General features: G+C 53.4%; 24 protein-coding genes. 16 read left to right on the forward strand and 8 right to left on the reverse strand.

Annotated features, from left to right (window positions below; genetic code table 11):
- The first annotated feature begins 161 nt into the window (after positions 1-161).
- The 3 genes from ccrA to J0X12_RS04860 are packed head-to-tail and all read left to right on the forward strand — an operon-like array spanning position 162 to position 3,590.
- Entirely contained in the window at positions 162-1,421 is a 1,260-nt protein-coding gene (gene ccrA / locus J0X12_RS04850) for a crotonyl-CoA carboxylase/reductase (protein ID WP_420497045.1), read from the forward strand.
- A gap of 40 nt (positions 1,422-1,461) precedes the next feature.
- Positions 1,462-3,150, forward strand: a complete 1,689-nt coding sequence (locus J0X12_RS04855; protein ID WP_420497046.1) for an acyl-CoA dehydrogenase family protein — start codon at positions 1,462-1,464, stop codon at positions 3,148-3,150.
- A gap of 14 nt (positions 3,151-3,164) precedes the next feature.
- Positions 3,165-3,590 (forward strand): VOC family protein, encoded by a 426-nt coding sequence (locus J0X12_RS04860; protein ID WP_207042824.1) that lies wholly within the window; start codon positions 3,165-3,167, stop codon positions 3,588-3,590.
- A gap of 18 nt (positions 3,591-3,608) precedes the next feature.
- Here J0X12_RS04860 and J0X12_RS04865 read toward each other — a convergent pair whose 3' ends face one another.
- The 3 genes from J0X12_RS04865 to J0X12_RS04875 are packed head-to-tail and all read right to left on the reverse strand — an operon-like array spanning position 3,609 to position 5,855.
- Positions 3,609-4,451: a YihY family inner membrane protein gene (locus J0X12_RS04865; protein ID WP_207042830.1), complete on the reverse strand. Its 843-nt coding sequence runs from the start codon at positions 4,449-4,451 to the stop codon at positions 3,609-3,611.
- 10 nt (positions 4,452-4,461) lie between these two features.
- The gene (locus J0X12_RS04870; RefSeq protein WP_207042835.1) at positions 4,462-4,656 is read right to left on the reverse strand and encodes a tautomerase family protein; all 195 of its coding nucleotides are present in this window, start codon (positions 4,654-4,656) and stop codon (positions 4,462-4,464) included.
- Between the two features lie 20 nt (positions 4,657-4,676).
- Complete coding sequence (locus tag J0X12_RS04875; RefSeq protein ID WP_207042836.1) at positions 4,677-5,855, reverse strand: NAD(P)/FAD-dependent oxidoreductase; 1,179 nt, start codon at positions 5,853-5,855, stop codon at positions 4,677-4,679.
- 75 nt (positions 5,856-5,930) lie between these two features.
- Between J0X12_RS04875 and J0X12_RS04880 the strand changes: the two genes are divergently transcribed.
- The 5 genes from J0X12_RS04880 (at position 5,931) to J0X12_RS04900 (ending at position 9,526) form a co-directional block, all read left to right on the forward strand.
- On the forward strand, positions 5,931-6,125 hold the full coding sequence (locus J0X12_RS04880; RefSeq protein WP_207042837.1) for a twin transmembrane helix small protein: 195 nt from the start codon (positions 5,931-5,933) through the stop codon (positions 6,123-6,125).
- Positions 6,126-6,146: 21 nt separating this feature from the next.
- Positions 6,147-6,710 (forward strand): cob(I)yrinic acid a,c-diamide adenosyltransferase, encoded by a 564-nt coding sequence (locus J0X12_RS04885; RefSeq protein ID WP_207042838.1) that lies wholly within the window; start codon positions 6,147-6,149, stop codon positions 6,708-6,710.
- 200 nt (positions 6,711-6,910) lie between these two features.
- Positions 6,911-7,660, forward strand: coding sequence for an electron transfer flavoprotein subunit beta/FixA family protein (locus tag J0X12_RS04890; RefSeq protein WP_207042839.1), 750 nt, complete (start codon positions 6,911-6,913; stop codon positions 7,658-7,660).
- Entirely contained in the window at positions 7,660-8,589 is a 930-nt protein-coding gene (locus tag J0X12_RS04895; protein WP_207042840.1) for an electron transfer flavoprotein subunit alpha/FixB family protein, read from the forward strand. The genes J0X12_RS04890 and J0X12_RS04895 overlap by 1 nt, the downstream gene beginning before the upstream one ends.
- A gap of 64 nt (positions 8,590-8,653) precedes the next feature.
- Positions 8,654-9,526, forward strand: a complete 873-nt coding sequence (locus J0X12_RS04900; protein ID WP_207042841.1) for a 3-hydroxybutyryl-CoA dehydrogenase — start codon at positions 8,654-8,656, stop codon at positions 9,524-9,526.
- Positions 9,527-9,612: 86 nt separating this feature from the next.
- Here the strand turns inward: J0X12_RS04900 and J0X12_RS04905 are convergent, their stop codons facing one another.
- Together J0X12_RS04905 and arsC are read right to left on the reverse strand one after the other, a co-directional pair.
- Positions 9,613-10,797, reverse strand: a complete 1,185-nt coding sequence (locus tag J0X12_RS04905; RefSeq protein WP_207042843.1) for an acetyl-CoA C-acyltransferase — start codon at positions 10,795-10,797, stop codon at positions 9,613-9,615.
- 163 nt (positions 10,798-10,960) lie between these two features.
- Positions 10,961-11,308, reverse strand: coding sequence for an arsenate reductase (glutaredoxin) (arsC, locus tag J0X12_RS04910; protein WP_207042844.1), 348 nt, complete (start codon positions 11,306-11,308; stop codon positions 10,961-10,963).
- A 150-nt stretch (positions 11,309-11,458) separates the two neighbouring features.
- Here arsC and J0X12_RS04915 point away from each other — a divergent pair, with 150 nt between their 5' ends.
- From J0X12_RS04915 to J0X12_RS04950, 8 genes are all read left to right on the forward strand, one after another.
- A complete protein-coding gene (locus tag J0X12_RS04915) occupies positions 11,459-12,298 on the forward strand; it encodes an ABC transporter permease (protein WP_207042845.1) in 840 nt (279 codons plus the stop codon).
- A gap of 116 nt (positions 12,299-12,414) precedes the next feature.
- Positions 12,415-13,590: an aspartate aminotransferase family protein gene (locus tag J0X12_RS04920; protein ID WP_207042846.1), complete on the forward strand. Its 1,176-nt coding sequence runs from the start codon at positions 12,415-12,417 to the stop codon at positions 13,588-13,590.
- Positions 13,583-14,509 (forward strand): ornithine carbamoyltransferase, encoded by a 927-nt coding sequence (argF, locus tag J0X12_RS04925; protein ID WP_207042847.1) that lies wholly within the window; start codon positions 13,583-13,585, stop codon positions 14,507-14,509. Before J0X12_RS04920 ends, argF begins: the two co-directional genes overlap by 8 nt.
- Before the next feature lie 29 nt (positions 14,510-14,538).
- Positions 14,539-15,444 (forward strand): Hsp33 family molecular chaperone HslO, encoded by a 906-nt coding sequence (locus J0X12_RS04930; RefSeq protein WP_207042848.1) that lies wholly within the window; start codon positions 14,539-14,541, stop codon positions 15,442-15,444.
- Between the two features lie 99 nt (positions 15,445-15,543).
- The gene (locus J0X12_RS04935; RefSeq protein ID WP_207042849.1) at positions 15,544-16,137 is read left to right on the forward strand and encodes a hypothetical protein; all 594 of its coding nucleotides are present in this window, start codon (positions 15,544-15,546) and stop codon (positions 16,135-16,137) included.
- A gap of 119 nt (positions 16,138-16,256) precedes the next feature.
- Positions 16,257-16,928, forward strand: coding sequence for a CerR family C-terminal domain-containing protein (locus J0X12_RS04940; protein ID WP_207042850.1), 672 nt, complete (start codon positions 16,257-16,259; stop codon positions 16,926-16,928).
- Positions 16,929-16,932: 4 nt separating this feature from the next.
- Positions 16,933-18,174, forward strand: a complete 1,242-nt coding sequence (locus J0X12_RS17565; protein WP_207042852.1) for an efflux RND transporter periplasmic adaptor subunit — start codon at positions 16,933-16,935, stop codon at positions 18,172-18,174.
- Positions 18,174-21,296, forward strand: coding sequence for an efflux RND transporter permease subunit (locus tag J0X12_RS04950; RefSeq protein WP_207042855.1), 3,123 nt, complete (start codon positions 18,174-18,176; stop codon positions 21,294-21,296). The genes J0X12_RS17565 and J0X12_RS04950 overlap by 1 nt, the downstream gene beginning before the upstream one ends.
- A gap of 4 nt (positions 21,297-21,300) precedes the next feature.
- On the opposite strand, the gene J0X12_RS04955 is transcribed toward J0X12_RS04950, so the two are convergent.
- From J0X12_RS04955 to apaG, 3 genes are read right to left on the reverse strand one after another with little or no spacing between them, the layout of a single operon-like run.
- Entirely contained in the window at positions 21,301-22,752 is a 1,452-nt protein-coding gene (locus J0X12_RS04955; protein ID WP_207042857.1) for a potassium transporter TrkG, read from the reverse strand.
- 13 nt (positions 22,753-22,765) lie between these two features.
- Positions 22,766-23,356, reverse strand: coding sequence for a GTP cyclohydrolase I FolE (gene folE / locus J0X12_RS04960; RefSeq protein ID WP_207042859.1), 591 nt, complete (start codon positions 23,354-23,356; stop codon positions 22,766-22,768).
- Between the two features lie 36 nt (positions 23,357-23,392).
- Positions 23,393-23,800, reverse strand: a complete 408-nt coding sequence (apaG, locus tag J0X12_RS04965; protein WP_207042861.1) for a Co2+/Mg2+ efflux protein ApaG — start codon at positions 23,798-23,800, stop codon at positions 23,393-23,395.
- Positions 23,801-23,861: the final 61 nt, after the last annotated feature.

Consider the following 23,861-nt stretch of genomic DNA (forward strand, 5'->3'; position numbering starts at 1 on the left):
TACGTTTCGTTTTTTGATGCAATGCGATATGTGAAGTCGGAAAAAAGGAATTTGCGATTTCTAAAGACTAGCGCCCTATAAATTAGACAAAATGCAAAATACGAGGGATACTTTTGATGTCAAATACGCAAGCTTCTGCGCTTTCCGATGCAGGAAATGAAATGCCGGCTGGCGAAATTAAGGATCTGTACGAAGTCGGAGAAATTCCACCGCTCGGCCATGTCCCGTCCAAAATGTATGCTTGGGCGATCCGGAAGGAGCGCCACGGGGAACCGGAAAAAGCCATGCAGGTGGAAGTCGTCGAAACGCCGGAGCTGGACAGTCATGATGTGCTGATCCTCGTTATGGCGGCCGGAGTCAACTACAATGGTGTCTGGGCCGCCTTGGGCGAGCCAATCTCTCCATTCGATTATCACAAAGCGCCGTACCATATTGCGGGATCAGACGCCTCTGGCATCGTTTATGCGGTTGGTAACAAGGTGAAACGATTCAAAATCGGTGATGAAGTTGTTGTTCATTGTAACCAGGATGATGGGGATGATGAGGAATGCAATGGCGGCGACCCCATGTTCTCGCCGAGCCAGCGCATCTGGGGTTATGAAACGCCGGACGGATCTTTTGCGCAGTTTGCCCGTGTTCAGGACCGTCAGTTGATGCCGCGTCCCCGGCATCTGACCTGGGAAGAAAGCGCCTGCTATACGCTGACCCTCGCAACCGCTTACCGCATGCTGTTCGGTCATCGGCCGCATATCCTGCGTCCTGGCCACAATGTTCTGATCTGGGGTGCATCTGGCGGTCTTGGTTCCATGGCGATCCAGATTTGTGCCGCTGCCGGTGCCAATGCCATTGGCGTTATTTCCGATGAAAGCAAGCGCGAGTTTGTCATGTCCCTCGGTGCGAAAGGCGTTCTCAACCGTAAGGACTTTGACTGCTGGGGCCAACTGCCGACAGTTAACGGCGAAGGGTTCGGCGATTACATGAAGAAAACGCGCGAATTCGGCAAGGCTATCTGGGAAATTACCGGCAAGGGTAACGACGTCGATTTCGTGTTCGAACATCCCGGAGAACAGACCTTTCCGGTCTCGTGCAATGTGGTAAAGCGCGGCGGAATGGTGGTTTTCTGCGCCGGGACAACAGGTTTCAACCTGACCATGGACGCGCGGTTTGTCTGGATGCGCCAGAAACGTATTCAGGGCAGCCATTTCGCCAACCTGAAACAGGCATCGCAGGCAAACAATCTGGTTGTCGAGCGGCGTATTGATCCTTGCATGTCAGAGGTTTTCTCCTGGGATGATATCCCTCGCGCTCATACAAAAATGATGAATAACGAGCATAAGCCAGGCAATATGGCCGTATTGGTTTCTGCAAAGTATCCGGGTATGAGAACAATCGAGGATGCAATTGAAGCCGGCAACGAGTAAGAAGAAGCCGTAATCAAACAAGGAAAGAATAATAATGACAATGTCTGAAATGGTTGAGGCGCCCGGCACAATTCTGTTGGATGGCCTGGACGGCCTTTGTGAATCTGCGCTTGGCGCGGCCGAATCTTTCAAGCAACAGGCGATTATGGCCGTCGCGGATCTGACTCGCGGCAGTAATGGACGGATCAGTGCCGAGCTTGTCGAGGCTAATCAATATGCAACGCACGGCCTTGCCTGGCTTGCGACTTATGTGGAGGCCTTGCGCGAAACATTGAATTGGTCTCGCCATCTTGCGGCTGAAGGTAAGTTCGGTGAGTTGGAGCAGTTGATCCTGCAGGCCGGTTTTAGTGAGTATCTCAACCAGATCACCGGCGGCATCCCCATGTCTCTTGGTGAGATTATCCGTCCCCAGGACCTTGGGATGGATGACGCGGCAATCGCCAAGTTCAAAACTCCGGAAGTCTTAGCTCTGATAGAGGCGGGTTACAGCGCCGAGGTTAAGGAGCGGATTGCCGAACTGGTTGCAGAAGGAATGGATACCGGACATTTCGGCGATCCCGGACTGGATGAGACATTCTCGATGATTCGGGACCAGTTCCGTCGCTTCGCCAATGAAGAGGTGATGCCCTATGCCCATGAGTGGCATTTGAAGGACGAGCTGATTCCCATGCCGGTTGTCGAGAAAATGTCAGAACTTGGCGTTTTCGGTCTTACAGTTCCGGAAGAATACGACGGGTTGGGTCTTGGTAAGATGTCCATGTGCGTGGTGTCCGAGGAACTCTCGCGTGGCTATATCGGCGTCGGGTCTCTTGGCACGCGTTCCGAAATTGCGGCTGAGCTAATCCTGACCGGTGGAACCGAGGCACAGAAGGAAAAATGGCTTTCTCCTATTGCGACCGGCCAGATCCTGCCGACGGCTGTCTTTACTGAACCGAACACCGGTTCAGACCTTGCGTCGTTGAAAACGCGCGCAGTGAAGGATGGCGATGTCTACAAGGTGACGGGTAACAAAACATGGATCACCCATGCAGCGCGCGCCGATGTCATGACCATGCTGGTTCGCACGAACCCGAATGAGCCTGGCTATAAAGGCCTCTCCATGTTCCTCGCGGAAAAGCCTCATATGACCGAGGAGGAGGATTTCCCGGCCGACGGCATGACCGGTGGCGAGATCGAGGTTCTTGGCTATCGCGGAATGAAGGAATATGAGCTTGGCTTCGATAATTTCGAGATCAAGGCGGAAAATTTGCTCGGCGAAGAAGAAGGTAACGGTTTCAAGCAGTTGATGCAGACATTCGAGAGTGCCCGTATCCAGACCGCGGCCCGCGCCCTTGGTGTTGCGCAGAACGCAATGGAGCTCGGTCTTCGCTATGCATTGGATCGCGTTCAGTTTGCCCGCCCCATTATCAAATTCCCGCGTGTTGCCGGCAAGCTCGCCTGGATGGCTGTTGAAATCATGATGGCGCGCCAGCTTACCTATGCGTCTGCGCGGGCGAAGGACGAAGGTCGCCGTTGCGATCTGGAGGCCGGGATGGCCAAACTGCTTGGGGCCCGCGTAGCCTGGAGTACGGCAGATAATGCCCTGCAAATTCACGGCGGTAACGGGTTCGCGCTCGAATATCCAATTAGCCGGGTTTTGTGCGATGCGCGTATTCTCAATATTTTTGAGGGCGCTGGTGAAATTCAGGCACAGGTAATTGCACGCCGCCTGCTTGAGGGTGCAAACTAATAAGAGGCTTGAAGGTGGAGCAGCGAATATCGCTTATCACGCTTGGCGTCCGGGATCTGGCGCGGAGCACGGCCTTCTTTGAATCTCTCGGCTGGAAGCGTTCTGTGAAGGATGCTTCCGGCGTTTCCTTCTTTCAGTGCGGCTCGATGGCCATAGGTCTTTTTCCGCGTGATGACCTTGCCAAAGATGCGGGCATTTCTGAAGAAGGTACCGGTTTTGAAGGGTTTTCACTCGCCTATAATGCCCGGAGCAAGGACGAGGTGGATGAGGTCCTGAAACAGGTTCAATATTTGGGCGCGAAAATTGTCAAACCAGCGGAAGAAGTCTTCTGGGGCGGATATTCTGGCTACTTCCGTGATCTTGACAGCCATCTTTGGGAAGTCGCTTGGAACCCCGGATTTGAAATCGATGAGTCGGGCGCCGTCAAGCTTCCGGACTGATGATCACCTTTATATTCCCTATCTTTTTTCCATGTCGGCGGTGAATTCGAATCCGAGCACAGCGGCAATGGTTGCGCCAAACAGAACGATTCCCCAACTTACATAGAGCCAGATTAAAAACAGGGGAATGGCCGCCATGGCGCCATAGACCACCTCATAAGACGGGAAATATTCAAGATAGAGCCTGAACATATGCTTACCTAAAAGGAACAGTGCGGTCGCGACGGCGGCACCGATGAAGGCGTGACGCCATTTCACATCGCAGGCCGGTACGATGCGAAATAGGATGAACAATATCGCGAAAGGAAGCAGAAAGGGCATAATAAAACTTAGCAACGCCACCGCTCCGGTCACTTCAAAACCTGTCGCTTCTTCACTGATATCGACAATCCAGTTTACGAGCGTGAGGCTGGTGCCGACCGCAATTGGGCCGATCAAGGTGATAACAATGTAGGTAATCAATCGCTTGAAAGGGTTTCGCGTGGCGGCGACTTGCCAGATCTGGCTAAAAATCTCCTCGATACTGGACATCAGCATAAGTGCGGTAATCGCGATGCCCGCGAGGCCGAAATAAGTGAGCTGGCTTGCATTGACGGCAAAGTCGCTGAGGGCGGCGTCTACCGTCGATATTTTGGACGGCAGCAGGTTATCGAACAACAGTGTTGTCAGTTTCTGCTTTAAGTGAGTGAATGCCGGGATTGCGGTGAAGAGGGCAAAGATAACCGCCGCCAGCGGTACAATGGCGAGCAGGGTTTGGTAACTGAGCGCTGTCGCCATACGCAGGCAATGCTGATCCTTGAAATGGTGCCAGATCCGGCCCAACAGTGCGATAATGAATATTTTCTGCGCCTCGTGTCCCACGTTATATACCCTAGTCTGGGAATTTCGTTGCGGCGAGTTCGCCGCCAATACCCCAGTCTTCCTTGGCAACATTATTGATCACGACATAAACGCTCGCCTCGCTGCAACCGGTGATTCGGGCCATCTCGGTTGTCATGGATTTGACCAGTTCCTGCTTGGTGGCCCGGTCCCGTCCTTCCAACATTTCTATTTTGATAATCGGCATACCCTGTCCTTTTTACGTACTTAAACGATATTATGCTCTAAAATTGCCTCACCTGTCATCAACCGCGCGAACGAGAAGCGTTTGAGATCAAAACTGCGGAATTCGCCAAACGTAATCAGCTCGGCAATGGCCCGCCCAACGGCCGGAGATTGCTGCAGCCCATGACCGGAGAATCCGTTGGCGAAATAGAAATTGGTGACGACCGGGTGGGGCCCGAGAATGGCGTTCTGGTCCAGGGTATTATAGGCATAATGCCCCGCCCAGGCATTTTCGAGTTTAATCGCCTCGAAGGCGGGAACGCGGTGGGCCAGGATTGGCCAGATATGGTCCTCAAACCAGCCGTAATCAACCTCGAAATCTTTGCAGTCGGGGTCGTTGTTAGGGTCGGGGGAGCAGCCCGCCAGAAATTGTCGCCCTTCGGGGCGGAAATGCACACCACTCGGATCAATGACCAGCGGGCAACCGGTAATTTCCGTTCGACAGCTGAAGCTATAGGCAAATCTTTTCCGTGGCCGTACGGGTAAGTCGATACCGGCCCATCTTGCAACCATAGCGGCGGCTGGACCTGCTGCATTCACCACATGACCCGCGCCTAGCCGCGTGCCGTCGTCGAGCAGGACGGCAGACACCCTGTTGCCGTCGCTTTCAAATCCGACGGCTTCTCTCCCCAGATAGGAGACTCCGATAGAAATCGATTTTTTGCGAAAGGCCTGATTGAGACTATATGCGTCCAGCCAGCCTTCCCCGGAAAGGCCCAAGGAGCCCCCGGCGAGATCGGCGACATTCATCCAGGGGAACCCCCTTGCAAGATCGTCCACATCCAGCAGGCCGACATTGACGCCTAGACTTCGTTGAATGGCGTTGTTGCTGAAAAGGCGGGGTATATGGCGATCCTCTGCCAGAAAGAGATAGCCCTGCTCATGATAGCTGACGTCAACGGGTGTATCATCCACTCCGAGCAACCTCGAAATCTGACCAAGAAATTCTTGGGTGTATTGGGACATCTGGATATTTTCCGGCGTTGAAAACTGCTGCCGGACCCCACCCCAGGATCGCGCTGTCGACCCGAATTCATAACTCGGATCCTTCTCAATAACAGTGATTGATCCGGCAAATGCTGAAGTGGCCTTCAGGAAATAGGCGATGGCGGAACCGATGACGCCGCCGCCGACAATTACAACATCCCGGGTTGCTTCCATGAAAATTCCTGTCCATATAGGGTGTAACGATGTAGCTTTGGACGCTGCATTCTTATATGACAGATCGGACCGTTCATGATCAATTATTTCATTATCGCCGCCGTCGTCGCAACAGCCCTTGTTCTGTTATTTGGCGTGCTAACTTTTGCCCGGGGCGGCGATTTCAATCGCCGATACGGGAACAAACTGATGCGACTGCGTATCCTGATGCAGGCAATTGCGGTTGTTCTCATAATGCTCGGGATCTGGGTTGCGAGTTCCGGTAACTAGACGTAACGACGAAGGCGGTTCATGGTAAAGCTGACTAAAATCTACACACGTGGTGGAGATAAGGGAAAAACCTCGCTCGGTGACGGCGCACGGGTGAGCAAGACGGACGCGCGGGTCGAAGCCTATGGCGATGTGGATGAAACCAACGCCGTGATCGGTCTTGTGCGCCTGCATGTGTCGGGTGAAGCTGATGAGATGCTGGCGCGCATCCAGAATGATCTTTTCGATCTTGGCGCCGATCTTTGCACGCCCGAGCAGGAAAATCCGAAATATCCACCTCTCCGAATTGCTGCCGAACAGGTTGAGCGGCTGGAGAAAGAGATTGATCGTCTCAACGCGGAACTGTCGCCGCTCAATTCCTTTATTCTGCCGGGCGGGTCAATTGCGTCCGCAAATTTGCATCTTGCCCGGACAGTTTGCCGACGGGCGGAGCGGCGGATGATCGCCCTTGGCGATTCGGAAGCCGTCAACCCGATCGCGATTGCCTACATCAATCGGCTCTCCGATTTTCTGTTTGTTCTGGGCCGCTACCTCAATAACAAGGGGGCAGAGGACGTTCTGTGGGTGCCAGGTGCCAACAGATGACCAATTGAGGCCGATTTGAGCCGAAAATCAGCTTCTATGAACTGCGTTAAAATGTCCTGCTTCGGCGAATTGACAGATAGTCATTAGCTATTTATTGTGCACTGCCGAATTCAAATGATTTATAACCTGAAGTTCACACCGCCGGAGAATGGGTTTTCGTCGGATGTGAAAGTACTATAACCCCAGGAGTAGACCGATCCATGAAAGTTCTCGTCGCTGTTAAACGTGTCGTGGACTACAACGTTAAGATCCGTGTTAAAGCGGACAAGACAGGTGTAGACCTCGCAAATGTCAAAATGTCCATGAACCCCTTTGATGAAATCGCCGTCGAGGAAGGGCTTCGTCTACGCGAAGCTGGTGTGGCAACAGAAGTTGTTGCCATGTCTGTCGGTCCGCAGGCTGCGCAGGAAACCCTGCGGACAGCACTTGCGATGGGTGCTGATCGTGGCATCCTTGTCAAAACGGATGAGACGGTAGAGCCGCTTGGCGTCGCAAAGCTGATGAAGGCTGTCGCCGAAGAAGAAAAACCGGATCTCATTATCGTCGGGAAACAGGCCATTGACGATGACTCCAATCAGACTGGTCAGATGCTGGCCGCTCTTCTGGGATGGTCTCAGGGCACATTTGCCTCCAAGGTCAGCCTTGAAGAGGGTACCGCAAAGGTCACGCGTGAAGTGGACGGCGGTTTGCAGACGATTGATCTCAAAATGCCGGCTGTGGTCACAACCGACCTTCGCCTGAACGAGCCGCGCTACGCGTCTCTCCCCAACATCATGAAGGCAAAGAAGAAGCCGATCGATGAAAAGACACCGGAAGACCTCGGTGTTGACATTGCACCGCGTCTGACGACGTTGAAAGTAGAAGAACCGGCAAAACGTGAAGCCGGCGTAATGGTAGAATCTGTCGCTGAACTGGTCGACAAGTTGAAAAATGAAGCGGGGGTAATCTAATGACTGTTCTTGTTCTTGCCGATCATGACAATGAAGCATTGGGCGCTGCAACATTAAACGCAGTTACCGCCGCAACTAAACTGGGTGGTGATGTCCATATACTGGTCGCCGGAAACGGTTGTGCCGCTGTTGCGGACGAAGCGGCGAAAGTCGCCGGTGTCGCCAAGGTCCTGCTGGTAGAAGACGCTCTTTATGCCAACGCGTTGGCAGAGAATATGGCGGCTTTGATCGTTTCGCTAGCAGATGGATATGACGCCATTATTTCTGCTGCGACGACTTCAGGCAAAAACATCCTGCCACGTGTGGCGGCACTTTTGGATGTGGCACAGATTTCTGAAATCGTTGAGGTCGTCTCTCCTGATACATTTGTCCGTCCGATCTATGCCGGTAACGCTATGGCGACGGTACAGTCCGGCGATGCCAAGAAGGTAATTACGATTCGCTCGACCAATTTCCCAGCGGCCGACGCAACGGGCGGCTCCGCTTCTGTTGAAGCAGCCGGTGCCGCAGCAGATAGCGGCCTGTCGACTTTTGTTGGCGAGGAACTCTCTGAATCGGAGCGTCCGGAATTGACATCCGCGAAGATTGTTATCTCCGGTGGTCGTGGCATGCAGTCGGGCGACAATTTCCATCTTCTGGAAAAGGTTGCCGACAAGCTTGGTGCCGCGGTTGGCGCCAGCCGTGCTGCTGTAGACGCGGGCTTCGTACCCAATGATTATCAGGTCGGACAGACCGGTAAGGTTGTCGCGCCGCAACTGTATATAGCTGTCGGTATTTCCGGCGCTATTCAGCATCTTGCCGGCATGAAGGACAGCAAGGTGATCGTGGCGATTAACAAGGATGAGGAAGCACCGATATTCCAGGTTGCCGACTACGGTCTTGTCGCGGATCTGTTCAAGGCATTGCCAGAGCTGGACGAAGCTCTGTAATGGCGCGGAAGGGTCAGAATATCGGCGTTATGATCGCGCTCACCTATATGCTTGGAATTAGGCAATGATAAATAAAGTAAGTGTGATTGGCGCCGGCCAGATGGGCAATGGTATTGCCCATGTTCTGGCTGTCGCAGGTATTGATGTGTTCCTCAAAGATATCTCTAAGGAACAGCTTGATAAGGCCCTACAAACGATTGAGCATAATCTCAGGCGCCAGGTTGGCCGGGGCGCTCTTTCAGAGACCGATATTACGAAGGCCCTGACCCATATCCAGCCGGTAACCAATGATGATCACTTGTCCGATGTGGATCTGGTGATCGAAGCCGCGACCGAGAATGAGGAAATCAAGAAGAAGATTCTCTCTGCCCTCGGTCCGCAGCTGAAGCCGGAAGCGATCATTGCGACAAATACCTCCTCCATTTCCGTGACCCGCCTTGCGGCGATCACGGACCGGCCGGAGAAGTTTATCGGCATGCACTTCATGAATCCGGTACCGGTGATGCAGCTTGTCGAGCTGATCCGTGGTATCGCGACGAATGAGGAAACCTTCGAAACGATCAAGGACTTGGCAGTCCGCTTGGATAAGACGCCGACTCCGGCAGAGGATTTTCCGGCGTTTATCGTTAACCGGATCCTGCTGCCGATGATCAATGAGGCCGTATACACGCTTTATGAAGGTGTCGGTTCGGTGCGGGCGATTGATACGGCCATGCGCCTTGGCGCCAACCATCCAATGGGCCCGCTACAGCTTGCTGATTTCATCGGCCTGGATGTCTGTCTTGCGATCATGCAGGTGTTGTATGAGGGGCTGGCGGATACGAAGTATCGTCCTTGCCCGCTTCTCGTTAAATATGTCGAGGCGGGCTGGCTTGGGCGGAAATCCGGCCGTGGCTTTTACGATTACACGGGGGATGAGCCCATCCCCACACGGTGAGACTATTCCAAAGGTCGGTTAAAATCCTTTGAGTCATAAAAAAACCCCGGAAACTTTCCGGGGTTTTCTTTTTGAGGGTTGGCTGATCAGTTGACTTCGAAAAGTCCTGCTGCGCCCATGCCGCCGCCGATGCACATCGTGACAACGACATATTTTGCGCCGCGGCGCTTGCCTTCAATCAGGGCGTGGCCGGTCAGGCGAGCACCGGACATGCCGTAAGGATGGCCGATGGAGATGGCGCCGCCATCAACATTAAGCAATTCATTCGGGATGCCGAGCTTGTCGCGGCAGTAGAGAACTTGAACGGCGAAAGCTTCATTCAGTTCCCAAAGGCCAATATCATCCATCTTCAGGCCATTGCGCTTCAGTAGTTTCGGAACCGCGAACACTGGACCGATACCCATTTCGTCCGGCTCACAGCCAGCGACAACAAGGCCGCGATAGATGCCAAGCGGTTCAATATTCCGCTGTTCGGCTAGCTTGCTATCCATGACAACACAGGCAGACGCTCCGTCGGACAGCTGGCTCGCGTTGCCTGCCGTGATGAAGCAATCCTCACCCAGCACCGGCTTCAGGCTGGAAAGCCCTTCCAGTGTCGTGCTCGGGCGGTTGCCTTCATCCTGGGTCAGCGTAACTTCCTCATGCAGGACCTCGCCGGTTTCCTTGTTCTCCATCACCTTGATCGTGGTCATGGGGACGATTTCCTGATCGAACCGGCCTGCTTCCTGTGCCGCCGCGGTCCGCATCTGGCTTTGATAGCTGTATTCGTCCATTGCCTCGCGGGTAATGCCATAGCGTGTCGCGACTGTTTCCGCGGTTTTCAGCATGGGATCATAAATGGACGGCTTGTTTTCCAGCAGCCATTCATTCTGCGCGCGAAAACGGTTCATATGTTCATTTTGCACAAGGCTGATGCTGTCCATCCCGCCGGCGGCCATGACAGGAACCTTATCGACGATGACCCGCTGTGCGGCCATGGAGATGGTCTGCAGGCCGGATGAACAGAAACGGTTAACCGTGGTGCCCGATGTTGTGATGGGCAAGCCCGCTCTGAGCAGGGCCTGGCGGGCAATATTTCCGCCGGTTGCCCCTTCCGGGTTCGCGACGCCGAAGATCACATCTTCAACCTCTGCTGGGTCTATCCCGGCGCGTTCAACCGCATGCTTGATAACATGTCCCCCCATATCGGCACCATGGGTATTGTTGAAAGCACCGCGATAGGCTTTGCCGATCGGGGTTCTGGCGGTGGAAACGATAACGGCGTCGGCCATGAATTTTCTCCTCAATTGTTATTTTTTATGCGCCCCGGACTACCAGACTAAGACGGGAATTGGCATCAATTCTATATAGAGAGCCTCCTGATGGAAAGGCTGAATCTGCATAGGATCGTGACCGCGGTATCATTTCAGTCAAAATACGGGAACATATTCCAGCTTACAGGATTTCAAGGACCGATTCTGGTGGCCGGCCAATTCGTGCCTTGCCATTGGCGAAGACGATGGGACGCTCAATCAACTTCGGAAAATCCACCATGGCCTGAAGGAGAGCGTCATCGCTGAGTGATGGATCTCCAAGGTTATTGTCCTTGTATTCCGCTTCCCCTTTGCGCATGAGATCGCGAGGTTTCATATCCAGCAGTTTCAGAGTTGCCACCAGTCGTTCCTTTGTCGGCGGAGATGAGAGATACTCGATTATAACGGGCTCGATACCTTTTTCCTGCAGGAGTGCGAGGGTTTGTCTGGATTTGCTGCAACGCGGGTTATGGAAAATCTCGACAGGCATTTTTTGTTATTCTCCGGAATTTATTGGGGGTCATCTTAACGACAACAAATTTAGCGTAAGGGGGATTGGGATGCTAGCCGTTGATTGCGTGGCAGTCGACTTCGCAATTGAAAGCTTGCCTGTACGCTGGCAATTGAATATCTAGGCTCCATGACATTTGAAACGACTACTCATAAAGACGTACGTAACCCCGGGGCCCTATCCCGGATGGGTTCCAGGATTGGCCTTGCAAACTGGCAGGGGCTCTCCACCCTGCTTTGGAAGGAAGTACGCCGTTTCCTCAAAGTGCCGTTGCAAACCGTGCTGGCACCGATGATGACGACAATTCTGTTTCTGGCGATCTTCACCCTCGCCTTTGGGAGCGGAGAGCGGTATGTGGGCGAGGTTTCATACGCGAATTTTCTGGCCCCCGGGCTGATTATGATGGCGGTGATCCAGAATTCCTTCGCCAACACTTCTTCCTCTATCCTGATTTCAAAAATTCAGGGAAATATAGTCGACATACTGATGCCGCCGCTTTCCGCTGCTGAATTAACGCTGGCATTCGTTTTGTCCGGTCTTGCGAGGGGATTGACGGTCGCCCTGGTGGTCGGCCTTGTCATGTGGATTCTAATTGATTTTTCGGTTCATTCCTGGGCCGCTATCATCTTTTACCTCGTCGGGGCGGGCCTGATGCTCTCCTTGCTTGGAATGATTGCGGGGATCGTGTCGGAGAAGTTCGATCATATGGCCGCGATGACAAACTTTATTATCATGCCCCTATCGTTTCTCTCGGGCACCTTTTACTCCATCGACCGGCTCACGGGCGTCTGGTACCAAATCAGCCATCTCAACCCCTTTTTCTACATGATTGACGGGTTCCGATATGGCTTTATTGGAACGTCCGACAGCAGCATTTTGGTTGGCGCCGTATCGATCGCTGTGCTTGATATTCTGCTCTATATTGCGGTCTGGGCGCTGATAAAAAGTGGATATCGCCTGAAAGCCTGAAAATATTGTCTCAAGCACAAGAGTTTGATTGACAGAAACCGCTCTCCTGTCAATACTTTCGCGCTTTCTGGCAGCGGAATTTGGCCGTATGCCCTGTCGTTTCGTGGAGAAAGCATATGATTCCTGCGTTGTTATCAAACTATGCACCTGCTGACCTTTCCTTTGAAAAAGGGGAAGGCATGTATCTCTATGGGAATGACGGGCGACGATACCTGGATTTCGCGGCCGGCGTAGCCGTGTGCGCGCTGGGTCATGCCCATCCGAAGCTTGTTGCGGCATTGACCGATCAGGCATCCAAAGTGTGGCACGTCTCCAATCTGTTTCGCATTCCGGGACAGGAGGAGCTTGCCGAGAAGCTGGTTAAGGCGACTTTTGCCGATGCCGCCTATTTCTGTAACTCGGGGGCGGAAGCGAACGAATGCGGCCTCAAGATGGTGCGGAAGTACTTCAGCGCGAATGGGCATCCTGAAAAATACCGTGTTATCGCTTTTGAAAACTCCTTTCACGGGCGGACGCTTGCAACCATCGCCGCGGCCGGTCAGCAAAAGCTGCTGGACGGTTTTGGCCCAGCGGTAGAGGGCTTTGATCATGTCCCCGTTGGTGATATTGAAAAGGTCAAGGCAGCGATAACAGATGAAACGGCGGCTATCCTGATAGAGCCTGTTCTCGGTGAGGGCGGTATTCAGGTAGTGGAGGTCGAGTTCATGCGTGCCCTTCGTGAGCTGTGTGACGAACATGACCTGCTGTTGATGCTGGATGAAATCCAGACCGGTATGGGGCGGACGGGCAAGCTGTTCGCTCATGAGCATGCGGGAATCACCCCGGATATCCTGACGTCCGCAAAGGCGCTTGGGGGCGGGTTTCCTGTTGGCGCCTGCCTGGCGGTCGAAAAGGTCGCGAAGGCCATGACGGTTGGCAGCCATGGGTCTACTTATGGCGGCAATCCACTTGCCATGGCTGTGGCGGGTGCTGTTGTCGATGTGATGACGGAAGAAGGTTTCCTTGATCATGTCCAACAGATGGGAAATCACCTCAAGCAGGGGCTTGCCGGCGTTGTTGACCGCCATCCCGACATTCTAGAGGAAATACGTGGCATTGGCCTGCATCTCGGGCTGAAATGTAAAGTCGAGAACACGCAAGTTGGCAGCAAGCTGCTTGAGCTTGGCGTGCTAACGGCGAAAGGGGGCGACAATGTGGTTCGCCTGCTGCCGCCACTTATTGTCGAGGATGCGCAGATATCTGAATTTATTGGTCTTCTGGATGAAGCCTGTACGGAGCTTGAAAATGGCTAAGCCACAACATTTTCTGGATTTGAATGAGTTATCGAAGACCGATTTACGGCATATTATTGATGACGGTATTACGCTGAAGCAACAGCGTGCAGGCTTGCCGAAGGGGACGGAAGATAAGGTAACACCGCTTGCGGGATTGACGCTTGCGGCAATTTTTGAGTTTCCCTCGACCCGAACCCGAGTCTCTTTCGATATGGCAATGCGTCAGCTCGGCGGCCATACCATTGTTCTTAACGGCAATGATATGCAGCTTGGGCGCGGGGAAACGATTGCCGATACCGCGCGTGTATTGTCGCGCTATGTCGACGCGATCATGCTTCGGACTGATGAGCATGCGAAACTGCTTGAGCTTGCGGAAAATGCGACTGTGCCGGTCATTAATGGCCTGACCAACGGAAGCCATCCTTGCCAGCTCATGGCCGATGTCATGACCTTTGAAGAACAGCGTGGCCCGATCAAGGACAAGATTGTCACCTGGTGTGGCGATGGCAACAATATGGTGACGTCCTGGATCCATGCGGCCGGCCTGTTTGATTTCGAGTTTCGCATTGCCTGCCCCGAAGAATTGTCTCCGGACCTGAAGGCGCTCGCCTGGGCAAAAGATGTCGGCGCGAAGGTCCATGTCACCCGGGATGCGGCGGAAGCGGCGTCGGGCGCCCATTGCATAGTTGCGGATACCTGGGTTTCCATGGGGGATGATGTCGCCAATCGCCATAACCTGTTGATGCCTTATCAGGTGGATGAAAATCTGATGGCGCGTGCGTCGTCCGATGCGATCTTTATGCACTGCCTGCCTGCCCATCGTGACGAGGAGGCAACGGCCGGTGTTATGGATGGCCCGCAGTCAGTGATTTTTGATGAGGCGGAAAATCGCCTGCATGCGCAAAAAGCGGTTCTTCGTTGGTGCCTCGGCGCCTGACATTCCTGTAAATTTGTGAGAGACAACACATGGCCCATGATGGTCAGAAAATAATTACCGACGATCTCATCCAGCCTTTTCAAATGGCAAAGGCGGGCGTGCGCGGACGGATTGTGCGAATGGGGAATGTCGTTGATTCTATCCTGAAGCGGCATGGTTATCCGGATGAGGTGGCAAAGTTCCTAGGGGAGGGGATCGTACTGGCTGCGATGTTGGGCGGTGCTCTCAAGTTCGATGGCATATTCACGGTCCAGACCAAGGGCGATGGGGCCATAAGTATGGTCGCGGCGGATATGACGACCCCGGGAAATATGCGTGGCTATGCCTCCTTTGAGCAGGAAAAGCTTGACCTCCTTACCTCGGGAAATACCCCGATGAATGTTGAGAACTATCTTGGCAAAGGTTATGCCGCCTTTACCATCGACGCGGGCGAAGAACATAAAAGATATCAGGGCATTGTTGATCTGGAAGGGGAAAACCTTGCCGACTGCATGGAAAACTATTTCGATAAATCCGAGCAGATAGACACACTCCTACGCGTTGCGGTCGAAAAGGTCGATGGAAACTGGCGCGCCGGCGGACTGATGATCCAGCGGTTGCCGGATGAAAATGCGACAGAGTTCAATCAGGACCGGGAGGAAGAAAACTGGCGAAATGCCCAGGCCCTCGCCGGAACGATCACGCCGGAGGAGCTGACGAGCCCGATTCTCAAATCGGCAGAATTGCTTTACAAGCTGTTTCATGAAGATGGAGTTTGGCTCTACGACCCACTGCAACTTGTTGATCAGTGCAGCTGCAGTGCCGAACGGGTGATGAATACCCTGAAAACCTTCGCCGGTGAGGATCTGGAGGACATGGCAGATGACGGTGTGATCACTGCGGATTGCCAGTTCTGCTCCAGTAAATATGAAATCCGGGTTGAAGATATCAGTTGACGTGGGATTACGCTTCTTGTCCCAATCAGAGGCTTGAATTTGGTTGAAGGACCGTAATAGAGTGGGGACGGTTCAATCCTTTGAAAAGGTGAGAGTAAAATGACCGGCCTCCGTCGCTTTCTGACAACCCTATCCCTTCTCATGACGACCGCTCTGTTTGGGTGCGTGGATGCGCCACCCAATCCGGTGTACCCTGAAATCACTTTTCAGCATTTGAATCCGCTTTACCTGAATGTCGGTGAAATCAAGATTGTCGATGAATTCACACCGCCGTTGAAGCATCCTCACGTAGAGCATGAACTCCCTGTGTCCATTGACCAGTCGGTGCGTAACTGGGTGCGGGACCGGTTGCGTACGACGGGAAACAGTGGCGCGGTCGCGACGATTACCATCAAGGATGCCAGCGCGATTGAAAAGGGTCTTGAAAAGGATACCGGCCTGAAAGGGCTGATCACGAAGGACCAGTCGGAACTCTATGTGTTTCATCTTCTCGTGGAGCTAAAAATCACCGAAATCTCCGGCTCTTCCGCTTTTGTCACGGCGGAGGCGACGCGCTCGAAATCGGTACCTGAAGGGATCTCGCTGAATGAGCGGGAAAAAACCTATTTCAACCAGGTTGAAGCTTTGATGCGGGCGTTCGATAAGGAAATGGAAAAGAATATCCGGACCTTCATGGGAGAATATTTGCGCTAGGGCCTTGTCCTTTGCCCTGAGAAGCAACGCTGATTTCTGCTCCTGCCGACTGATCGCACTTGTATTTGCGAATTGCTTGCCGTAGCGTTATCTTGAGTTCAAACGACTGACCTAATCCTATGCCAGAAACAACACAAACAGCATCCGACCGGATGATAGAAGCAGCAGGACGGCTATTTTCGGAGCGGCCATTTGATGCAGTTTCGACGCGCGAAATTGCGTCTGCCGCGGGCGTTAATCTTTCCGCAATTTCCTATCATTTCGAAAACAAGGAAGGGCTTCACCGCGCGATATTCCGCAAAATCATCCAGGACCTGAAACCCGTTCGCGTCGGGCTGGCCATATTGTTGGAAAACCAGTTGACGGCGGCGCGGGATGATCGAAAAGCCTATGCCGATTTTATAGCAATTTTTGTTTCCCGAGTTGTGGATAGCGCGTTTTCTCCGTCCACAAGGTGGAAAATGCGGCTACTAAAGCGGGAAACGGAAATGCCGACGGAATGCTTCCAGATTCTTATGGAAGGGCATGTTGATGTTATTCATGACTTGTTGGGAATTCTGATTGCCAAGATTTCCGGGGACTCGCCGACGAGCGAGAAAGTCAAACTCGAAGCCAATGCTATCTTATCACTCTGTTTGCAGTACGCGCTGAATGAGGAATTGGTGAAGGCGCGCTTGGGATGGACGTCGATCGGGCCCTCCGAAATTCAGAAAATTAAGAATATTACGACGGAAATGATATTGCGGTCCGTTAACCTTGGAGAATATAGCGGCCTGACAACAAAAGGATAAAGGCGTGAAGCTTGTGCTCAAGATACTGTTGCCGCTTCTTATTTTGGGTGCAGGGGCGGCGTTGACCGCTTATCTTGTTGCGACAAAGCCTGTAATCGAACCAGAAATCGTGGAAGAGCGGATCTGGACAGTTGCGGCGATCCCCATTGTGATAAAGGATCAATCCGTCGACCTAAATCTCTATGGTTCATTGAAAGCCGTGCGTGATGTCGAATTGAGATCGCTGGTCGGTGGCGAGGTGATCGAGGTCAGCGATAATTTCCGTGAAGGGGCACTTCTTAATAAGGGGGATTTGCTCGTCCGTGTTGATTCATTTGAGTTTGAGGCAAAGCTCAATGAGAGCAAGGCTTCCCTACTCGAAGCACAGGCGCGCCTTAATGAACTGTTGGCGTTGCAAAAGTCGGAGGTGACGGCACTGGAGCGCGAACGCGAAGTGCTGGAACGGGAAATACGTAATGTCGAAAGATCGGATAGCCTCGCCAAAAGGGGCAACATCTCGATAAAATCTCTGGATGATGCCAGATCGGCGCTTAGCCGTCAGCGTCTGACAGTTGAATTGCGCGAAGCGCAGCTTGATATCATTAAGCCCCGTATTAGTCAGCAGCGTGCTGTCATTGACCGGATTGAGGTGGGGGTCAGGCGCGCCGAACGTGACGTGACGAATACCAGCCTCCGCGCACCCTTTAGAGGCTATCTCACGGAAGTAAGTGCAGAATTTGGCAAGAATATCGGGGCGAGCGATAAGGTGGCGAGGCTGATAGATGCCGCCCAGATGGAAGCGCGCTTTTTACTCTCTGACAGCCAGTTTGGCCTACTTCTGGGCAGCAGCGCCGGCATAGTCGGCCGCCCAGTCACCGTGTCTTGGCTATCCGGAGATAGCGAGCTTGTCTTTAATGGGCAGGTGGCCCGTCTCAGCCCGGAAATAAGTTCTGAGACCGGCGGAGTGGAGGTATTTGCCGTTCTGGAGGCGAACGAATATACGCCGCTTCTCCGCCCGGGGGCCTTCGTCGAGGTGGTTTTGTCCGGCAATCGCTATTCCAGTGTCGCCAAGCTTCCCGACAGTGGCATTTATGAAGACGCCAAAGTGTATGTTGTGAAAGAGGGTCGATTAGAGCCCCGCATGATTGACATCGTTGCGCGAAACGGCGGCGAGGTGTTTGTCAGGGGAGATATCAATGAGGGAGAGCTTGTCGTGACGAGCAGGCTGCCCGAGATCGGACCTAATCTGAAGGTGGAAATACGCTGATGGATCTTAGCCGCCTCGTTAAGATATTTGTCCGTCACAAGAATGCCGCCAATCTTCTGATGATCATGATGATCGTCATCGGGGTCGCGTCAATCTATCGGCTCAACACGCAGTTTTTTCCGGACTTCGGTACCGAGGTGATCACCACCAGCATTGTCTGGCCCGGTGCGAGCGCGGAGGATGTCGACAGTAACATTACGACGGCGATACTGCCAGAGGTTCGCTTTCTCAATGGGGTCAAGCGTGTCACATCCTACTCCGTTGAGGGCAGCAGCGTGATCGTTGTGGAGTTTGAACCCGGAACGGACATGCAGGCGGCACTTTCGGATGTCGAGCAAGGGGTTGGACAAATCACAACCTTTCCTGACACTATCGAGACTCCCATTATAAAGCGTTTCGTTATCTATGATCCCATTGCCCGGCTTTCGGTCTCTGGCCCGTATTCCGAGGAAGCCCTCAAGCAGATCGCTAAAACCATGCGCGATGATCTTCTGGATCTCGGAATTGACAAGATTACCCTGTTTGGCGCGCGAGATGAGGAAATCTGGGTTGATGTCGATAAGCGGGACTTGCGCAGACTTAATCTCAGTCTCACGGATATTGCCGCCATCATTCGAGAAAATTCCCAGGATGTCCCGCTCGGTACCGTGTCCGGCAGTTTTGAACGGCAATTAAGATCGCTCGAGCAAAAAACCAACGCGAAGTCGCTTGGGGCGCTGGAGATCAAGTCCTTTGATGATGGGCAGAAAGTTTATTTGCGGGACTTTGCCAACGTCCGTGACCGCTTTGCAGAAAAGGGGGCAACCGGCCTGCATCACGGCCGAACCGCGATCGAGATTAGTATTCAACGGGCCCAGTCTACGGATGCTTTGAAAGCGGCGAAAATAGTTTCCGACTATTTCGAGAGGGAAAAAGGGCGCTGGCCGGCTGAACTTGAAATAAAGCAGTACGACGTGCAGGCAAGCCTGATTGAAGACCGGATATGGCTATTGCTGAACAACGGCGCAAGTGGCTTGGCGCTAGTCTTGATCATCTTGTTTATCTTCCTCAATGTTCGGGTTGCATTTTGGGTCGCGGCGGGAATTCCGGTTGCGATATTTGCGACTGCAGGTGTCATGCTCCTGACAGGGCAATCAATCAATATGATCAGCCTGTTCGCGATCATTATGTCACTCGGAATTATTGTTGATGACGCAATTGTCGTCGGGGAGCATGCGTCCTATCTGCGGTCGTCCGGTCTATCTGCGGCTGAAGCGGCGGAGCGAGGAGCACTTCGGATGCTGACCCCGGTACTTGCCTCCAGCCTGACAACGATCGCTGCCTTTCTACCGATATTCCTGATCGGGGACGTTATCGGCCAAATTATCCGGGCCATTCCGGCTGTTGTTGTGTCGGTGTTGATTGCCAGCCTGATCGAGTGCTTCCTGATCCTGCCGGGCCATATGCGACATGCGCTCCGCTCTGGCGGAAAAGGCGCTAGCAAGCTGCGCCTGAGCTTGGATAAAAAATTCCACTATTTCCAGACCCACATGTTCAGGCGCCTTGTGGAACTCGCGGTGAATTGGCGGTATGCGACACTCGCAACCGCTATTGCCATGCTGATCATTGCATTCGGCTTTTTCCTCGGCGGGCGGATCGGGTTTAACTTCTTCCCGTCCCCAGAGGCCAATGTGGTCAATGCCAATATTGTTTTCGCCCCCGGCAGCGCCCGTAGCAATACAGAAGACATGGTGCGGGAGTTGGAGCGCGCGCTGTATAAGGCCGAGAAAGACCTGACGGATGGAGACGGGGGCCTGATTGTCATGGCGCTGGGCAAGATTGGCATCAGTACAGGCGATCAGTTCAGCTCCGTTTCCGGAGACAATCGCGGCGGCCTGATGGCGGAACTCATCTCAGCGGATCTTCGGGATGTAAGAACCGCGGATTTCGTCAAGGCCTGGCGAAAGGAAATCAGGGAAATGCCCGGACTGCAACGAATTGCTCTGACTGAAAGGATTGGTGGCCCGCCAGGTCGTGAACTGGATATACGATTGAAGGGCGATGACGTCGACGCGTTGAAAGACGCAGCGGAGGAGGTAAAAGATCTTCTTAGGCAATTTCGCGGGATCTCGGATATCGAGGATGACCTGCCACATGGCAAGCAGGAAATTATTCTTGATCTCACGCCGCGTGGCCGGGCTCTCGGGTTTTCGACCGAGGATATTGCCTCCCAGGTACGGGCCGGGTTTGAAGGTGTGATCGCCCGAAAATTTGCGCGTGGTGATGAAGAAGTAACGGTACGGGTACAATTACCCCGTGACCAGATTTCCGCAAGTGCCCTGCGTGATTTCTACCTGAAAAGCGCAGCGGGCATAGAGGTGCCGCTGTCTGCAGTTGTTACCGAACGTACCCAGGCCGGTTTTGCCCGGATCAAGCGCGAAGACGGGGTGCGAGAAGTCGCCATAACAGCAGAAATAGATGAGAATCTTACATCATCAGATCAGGTACTGGCCGCTCTGCCCCAAGGCGGTCTAGACGCGATTGCCGTGACAAATGATCTGAAATACCGTTTTGCCGGTAAATCGGAAGAGCAGGCGGAGACTATTGCGGATATACAGTTCGGCGCGATAATCGGGCTCTCCGCGATCTATCTCATCCTGGCCTGGGTGTTTTCGTCTTATTGGCGGCCTGTTGTTGTGATGTCGATCATTCCATTCGGTTTGGTGGGTGCTATCCTTGGTCACTATTTGCTTGGGTTCAATCTCACGATCCTTTCCATGATTGCGCTGCTCGGCCTCTCCGGGATATTGGTCAATAACTCCATTATTTTGGTCAGCGTTATTGAAGAGCGGCTGACCAAGGGCCAAGCCTATTTGGAGGCAGTGATCGATGGAACATGCGATCGCTTGCGGGCGGTACTGCTAACCTCGCTGACGACGATCGGCGGCCTGACTCCCTTGCTATTCGAGACCAGCCTGCAGGCACAGTTCCTGATTCCCATGGCCATTACCCTGGTGTTCGGATTAATGGCCGCGACGTTCCTTGTCCTTTTCCTGGTACCGGCTTTGCTGATAATTCAGGAGGATTTTGGTCGCATGACAAACTGGGTGAAGGCGCTCTATTTGCCGAAAGAAAAAGCCTGACAGGTTAGCGCTGCCAGAACCGCCTCGAAAACAATACGAGCACCGTGAAAAGCTCAAGCCGACCGAGTAACATGCCGAGAGACATCAGCCATTTCGCCGGATCGGAGAGCGATTTAAAGGTCCCCGAAGGCCCGACTGTTTCCCCAAGGCCGGGCCCGACATTCGTGATGGACGTTGCTGCGCTGGAAAGTGCCGTCAGAAAGTCCAAGCCGGTAAGACCCAGGGCGATGGTCAGCAGGGCAAATATAACGAGAAAAAGAAAGACAAAGCTCGTTACGGAGCCAATGGTTTCTTCAGGAAGTGCCCGACCGTTATAACGTGGCTTATAGATTGCGCTCGGTCGGATCATCTGCATCAGCTGACAGCGCGCGGTTTCAACAAGAATCTGAACCCTGAAGACTTTGATGCTGCAGGATGCCGATCCCGCACATCCCCCGACGAACATGAAAAAGAAAAAGGCCGCCGTCCCGAAGCCTCCCCAGCTGCTGTAATCGGCCGTCGCATAACCCGTGCCGGTGATAATCGACGTCACGTTGAAGGTGGCATGCCTCAAGGCAAGCCAGAAAGAGATCCCGTCATGCCGTATTTGCCAGAAAGTCATCGCCAGAATGCCGAGCAATACGATCGATAGAAACCACCTGACCTGGCTGTCCGTCAGAAAACTGCCAGGCTTTCCCTTGACTATCTGCAGGTACATCAGGAAGGGCAGCGCCCCCATAATCATGAAAACGACCATGATGCTTTCAACGAGGGGACTTTCGAAATCCCCCGCGGATTGATCTGATGTGGAAAATCCGCCTGTTGAGATTGTCGTCATCGCATGGGTAACAGCGTCGAACAACGACATCCCAGTCATCCAAAGGGCAAGCGTGCAAATCAGGCTAAGCACCAGATATATATATCCGATAGCCTTGACGATATCGGCAACCCGTGGCAAAGCTTTTTCAGAGGTGGCTTCCGAGGCTTCCATCCGGAAAAGCTGCATACCGCCGACACGGAGCAAGGGCATGATGGCAATGGCCATGACGATAATGCCAATGCCACCGAACCACTGGAGCAACGCCCGCCACATCAATATGCCGGGCGGCGCCGTATCGAGGCCGGTCAGAACCGTTGAGCCGGTCGTCGTCAGGCCGGACATGGCCTCAAAAAAAGCATCCGTATAGGGAATGTCCATCTCGCTGAAGGCGAAGGGCATGGCCGCGGCCGCAGGCAGGATGATCCAGACAGCCGTGGTCAGAATGAACGCTTGGCGCCTGCCGAGTTCCAAGCCGCTACTTCGGTTGGAAAGAAACAGCCCGCCCCCGAAAAATATCGCTACTGTCGCCGAGACAAGGAAAACCTGCCAGTCCTTATTTCCGTCCGCAAGGTCCACCACTGCAGGCACGAGCATGGCGAGTCCGATAAATACGAGAAGAATTCCGTTAATGGCGAAAATCAGGCGAAAATTAAACACGGCGTTGCCGCACTCAGCCTTTATCGATGAAAGAAAGCAGCTCGCGGCGTGTAATATCGGATCGGCGGAATATGCCGAGCATCGTGCTCGTTATCATCGTGACGCCATCTTTATGGACGCCCCGCGTCGTCATGCATTGATGGGCGCTTTCGATGATGACGGCGACCCCTTTCGGCTGCAGCGTCCTCTCGATCGTTTCCGCAATCTGCCGAGTCAATTTTTCCTGAATTTGCAAGCGTTTCGCGTAGGCGTCCACGACACGCGCCAGCTTTGATATGCCGACGACCCGGTTGCTGGGCATATAGGCGACATGGGCTACACCGATAATAGGCACCATGTGATGCTCGCAATAGCTCTCGACCCGGATATCTTTCAGGACCACCATTTCATCATATCCGTTTACCTCCTCAAAGGTACGGGAAAGATATGCGTCCGGGTCTTCGTTGTAGCCTGCAAAAAACTCCATATATGATCGTGTCACCCGGTCCGGCGTTCCTAGTAACCCTTCGCGAGCCGGATCATCCCCTGCCCAGCGGATCAGGGTCCGCACGGCCTCTTCTGCCTGATCTTTTGTCGGTTTTTTTGGGTGGCTATGTTTGTTCATATCTGAATTATTTCCTGGGATGGGCTGCGCCGCCTCTTAGTGAAGGGAAGACATGGCGTCCGGGCTATCCAGTGAGAACGCCGGAATGTCGACTGCGAACAAGGTTCCTTCTTCCGATTCCATATCGTAAGAGCCGACCATGATGCCGGATGGCGTCGTTAGCGGCGTTCCGCTGGTATATTCATAAATATCGCCAGGCGCAAGAACAGGTTGCTCACCGACAACGCCTTCGCCGTCCACTGTTTCCGTATGTCCTTCTGCGTTGGTGATGCGCCAATGGCGGTGCCTAAGGGTAATCGTCCGCGTTCCCTGATTCTCAATCCTCACCTGATAGGCCCAGACATAAAGTCCGTCTTCCGGGCGGGAGCGATCGCTCAGATAGATAGGTGTCACCGAGACGAGGACATTTTCCGTGATCTTGCTATAGGAGCCAGCCTCCGTCATATCCTACACCATTTGCCTCGATTATCAGATTGGTTTTAGTCCCCTGAATATTGCGCCATAG

The sequence above is a fragment of the Sneathiella sedimenti genome, from assembly GCF_017313765.1.
GTDB classification, from domain to species: domain Bacteria; phylum Pseudomonadota; class Alphaproteobacteria; order Sneathiellales; family Sneathiellaceae; genus Sneathiella; species Sneathiella sedimenti.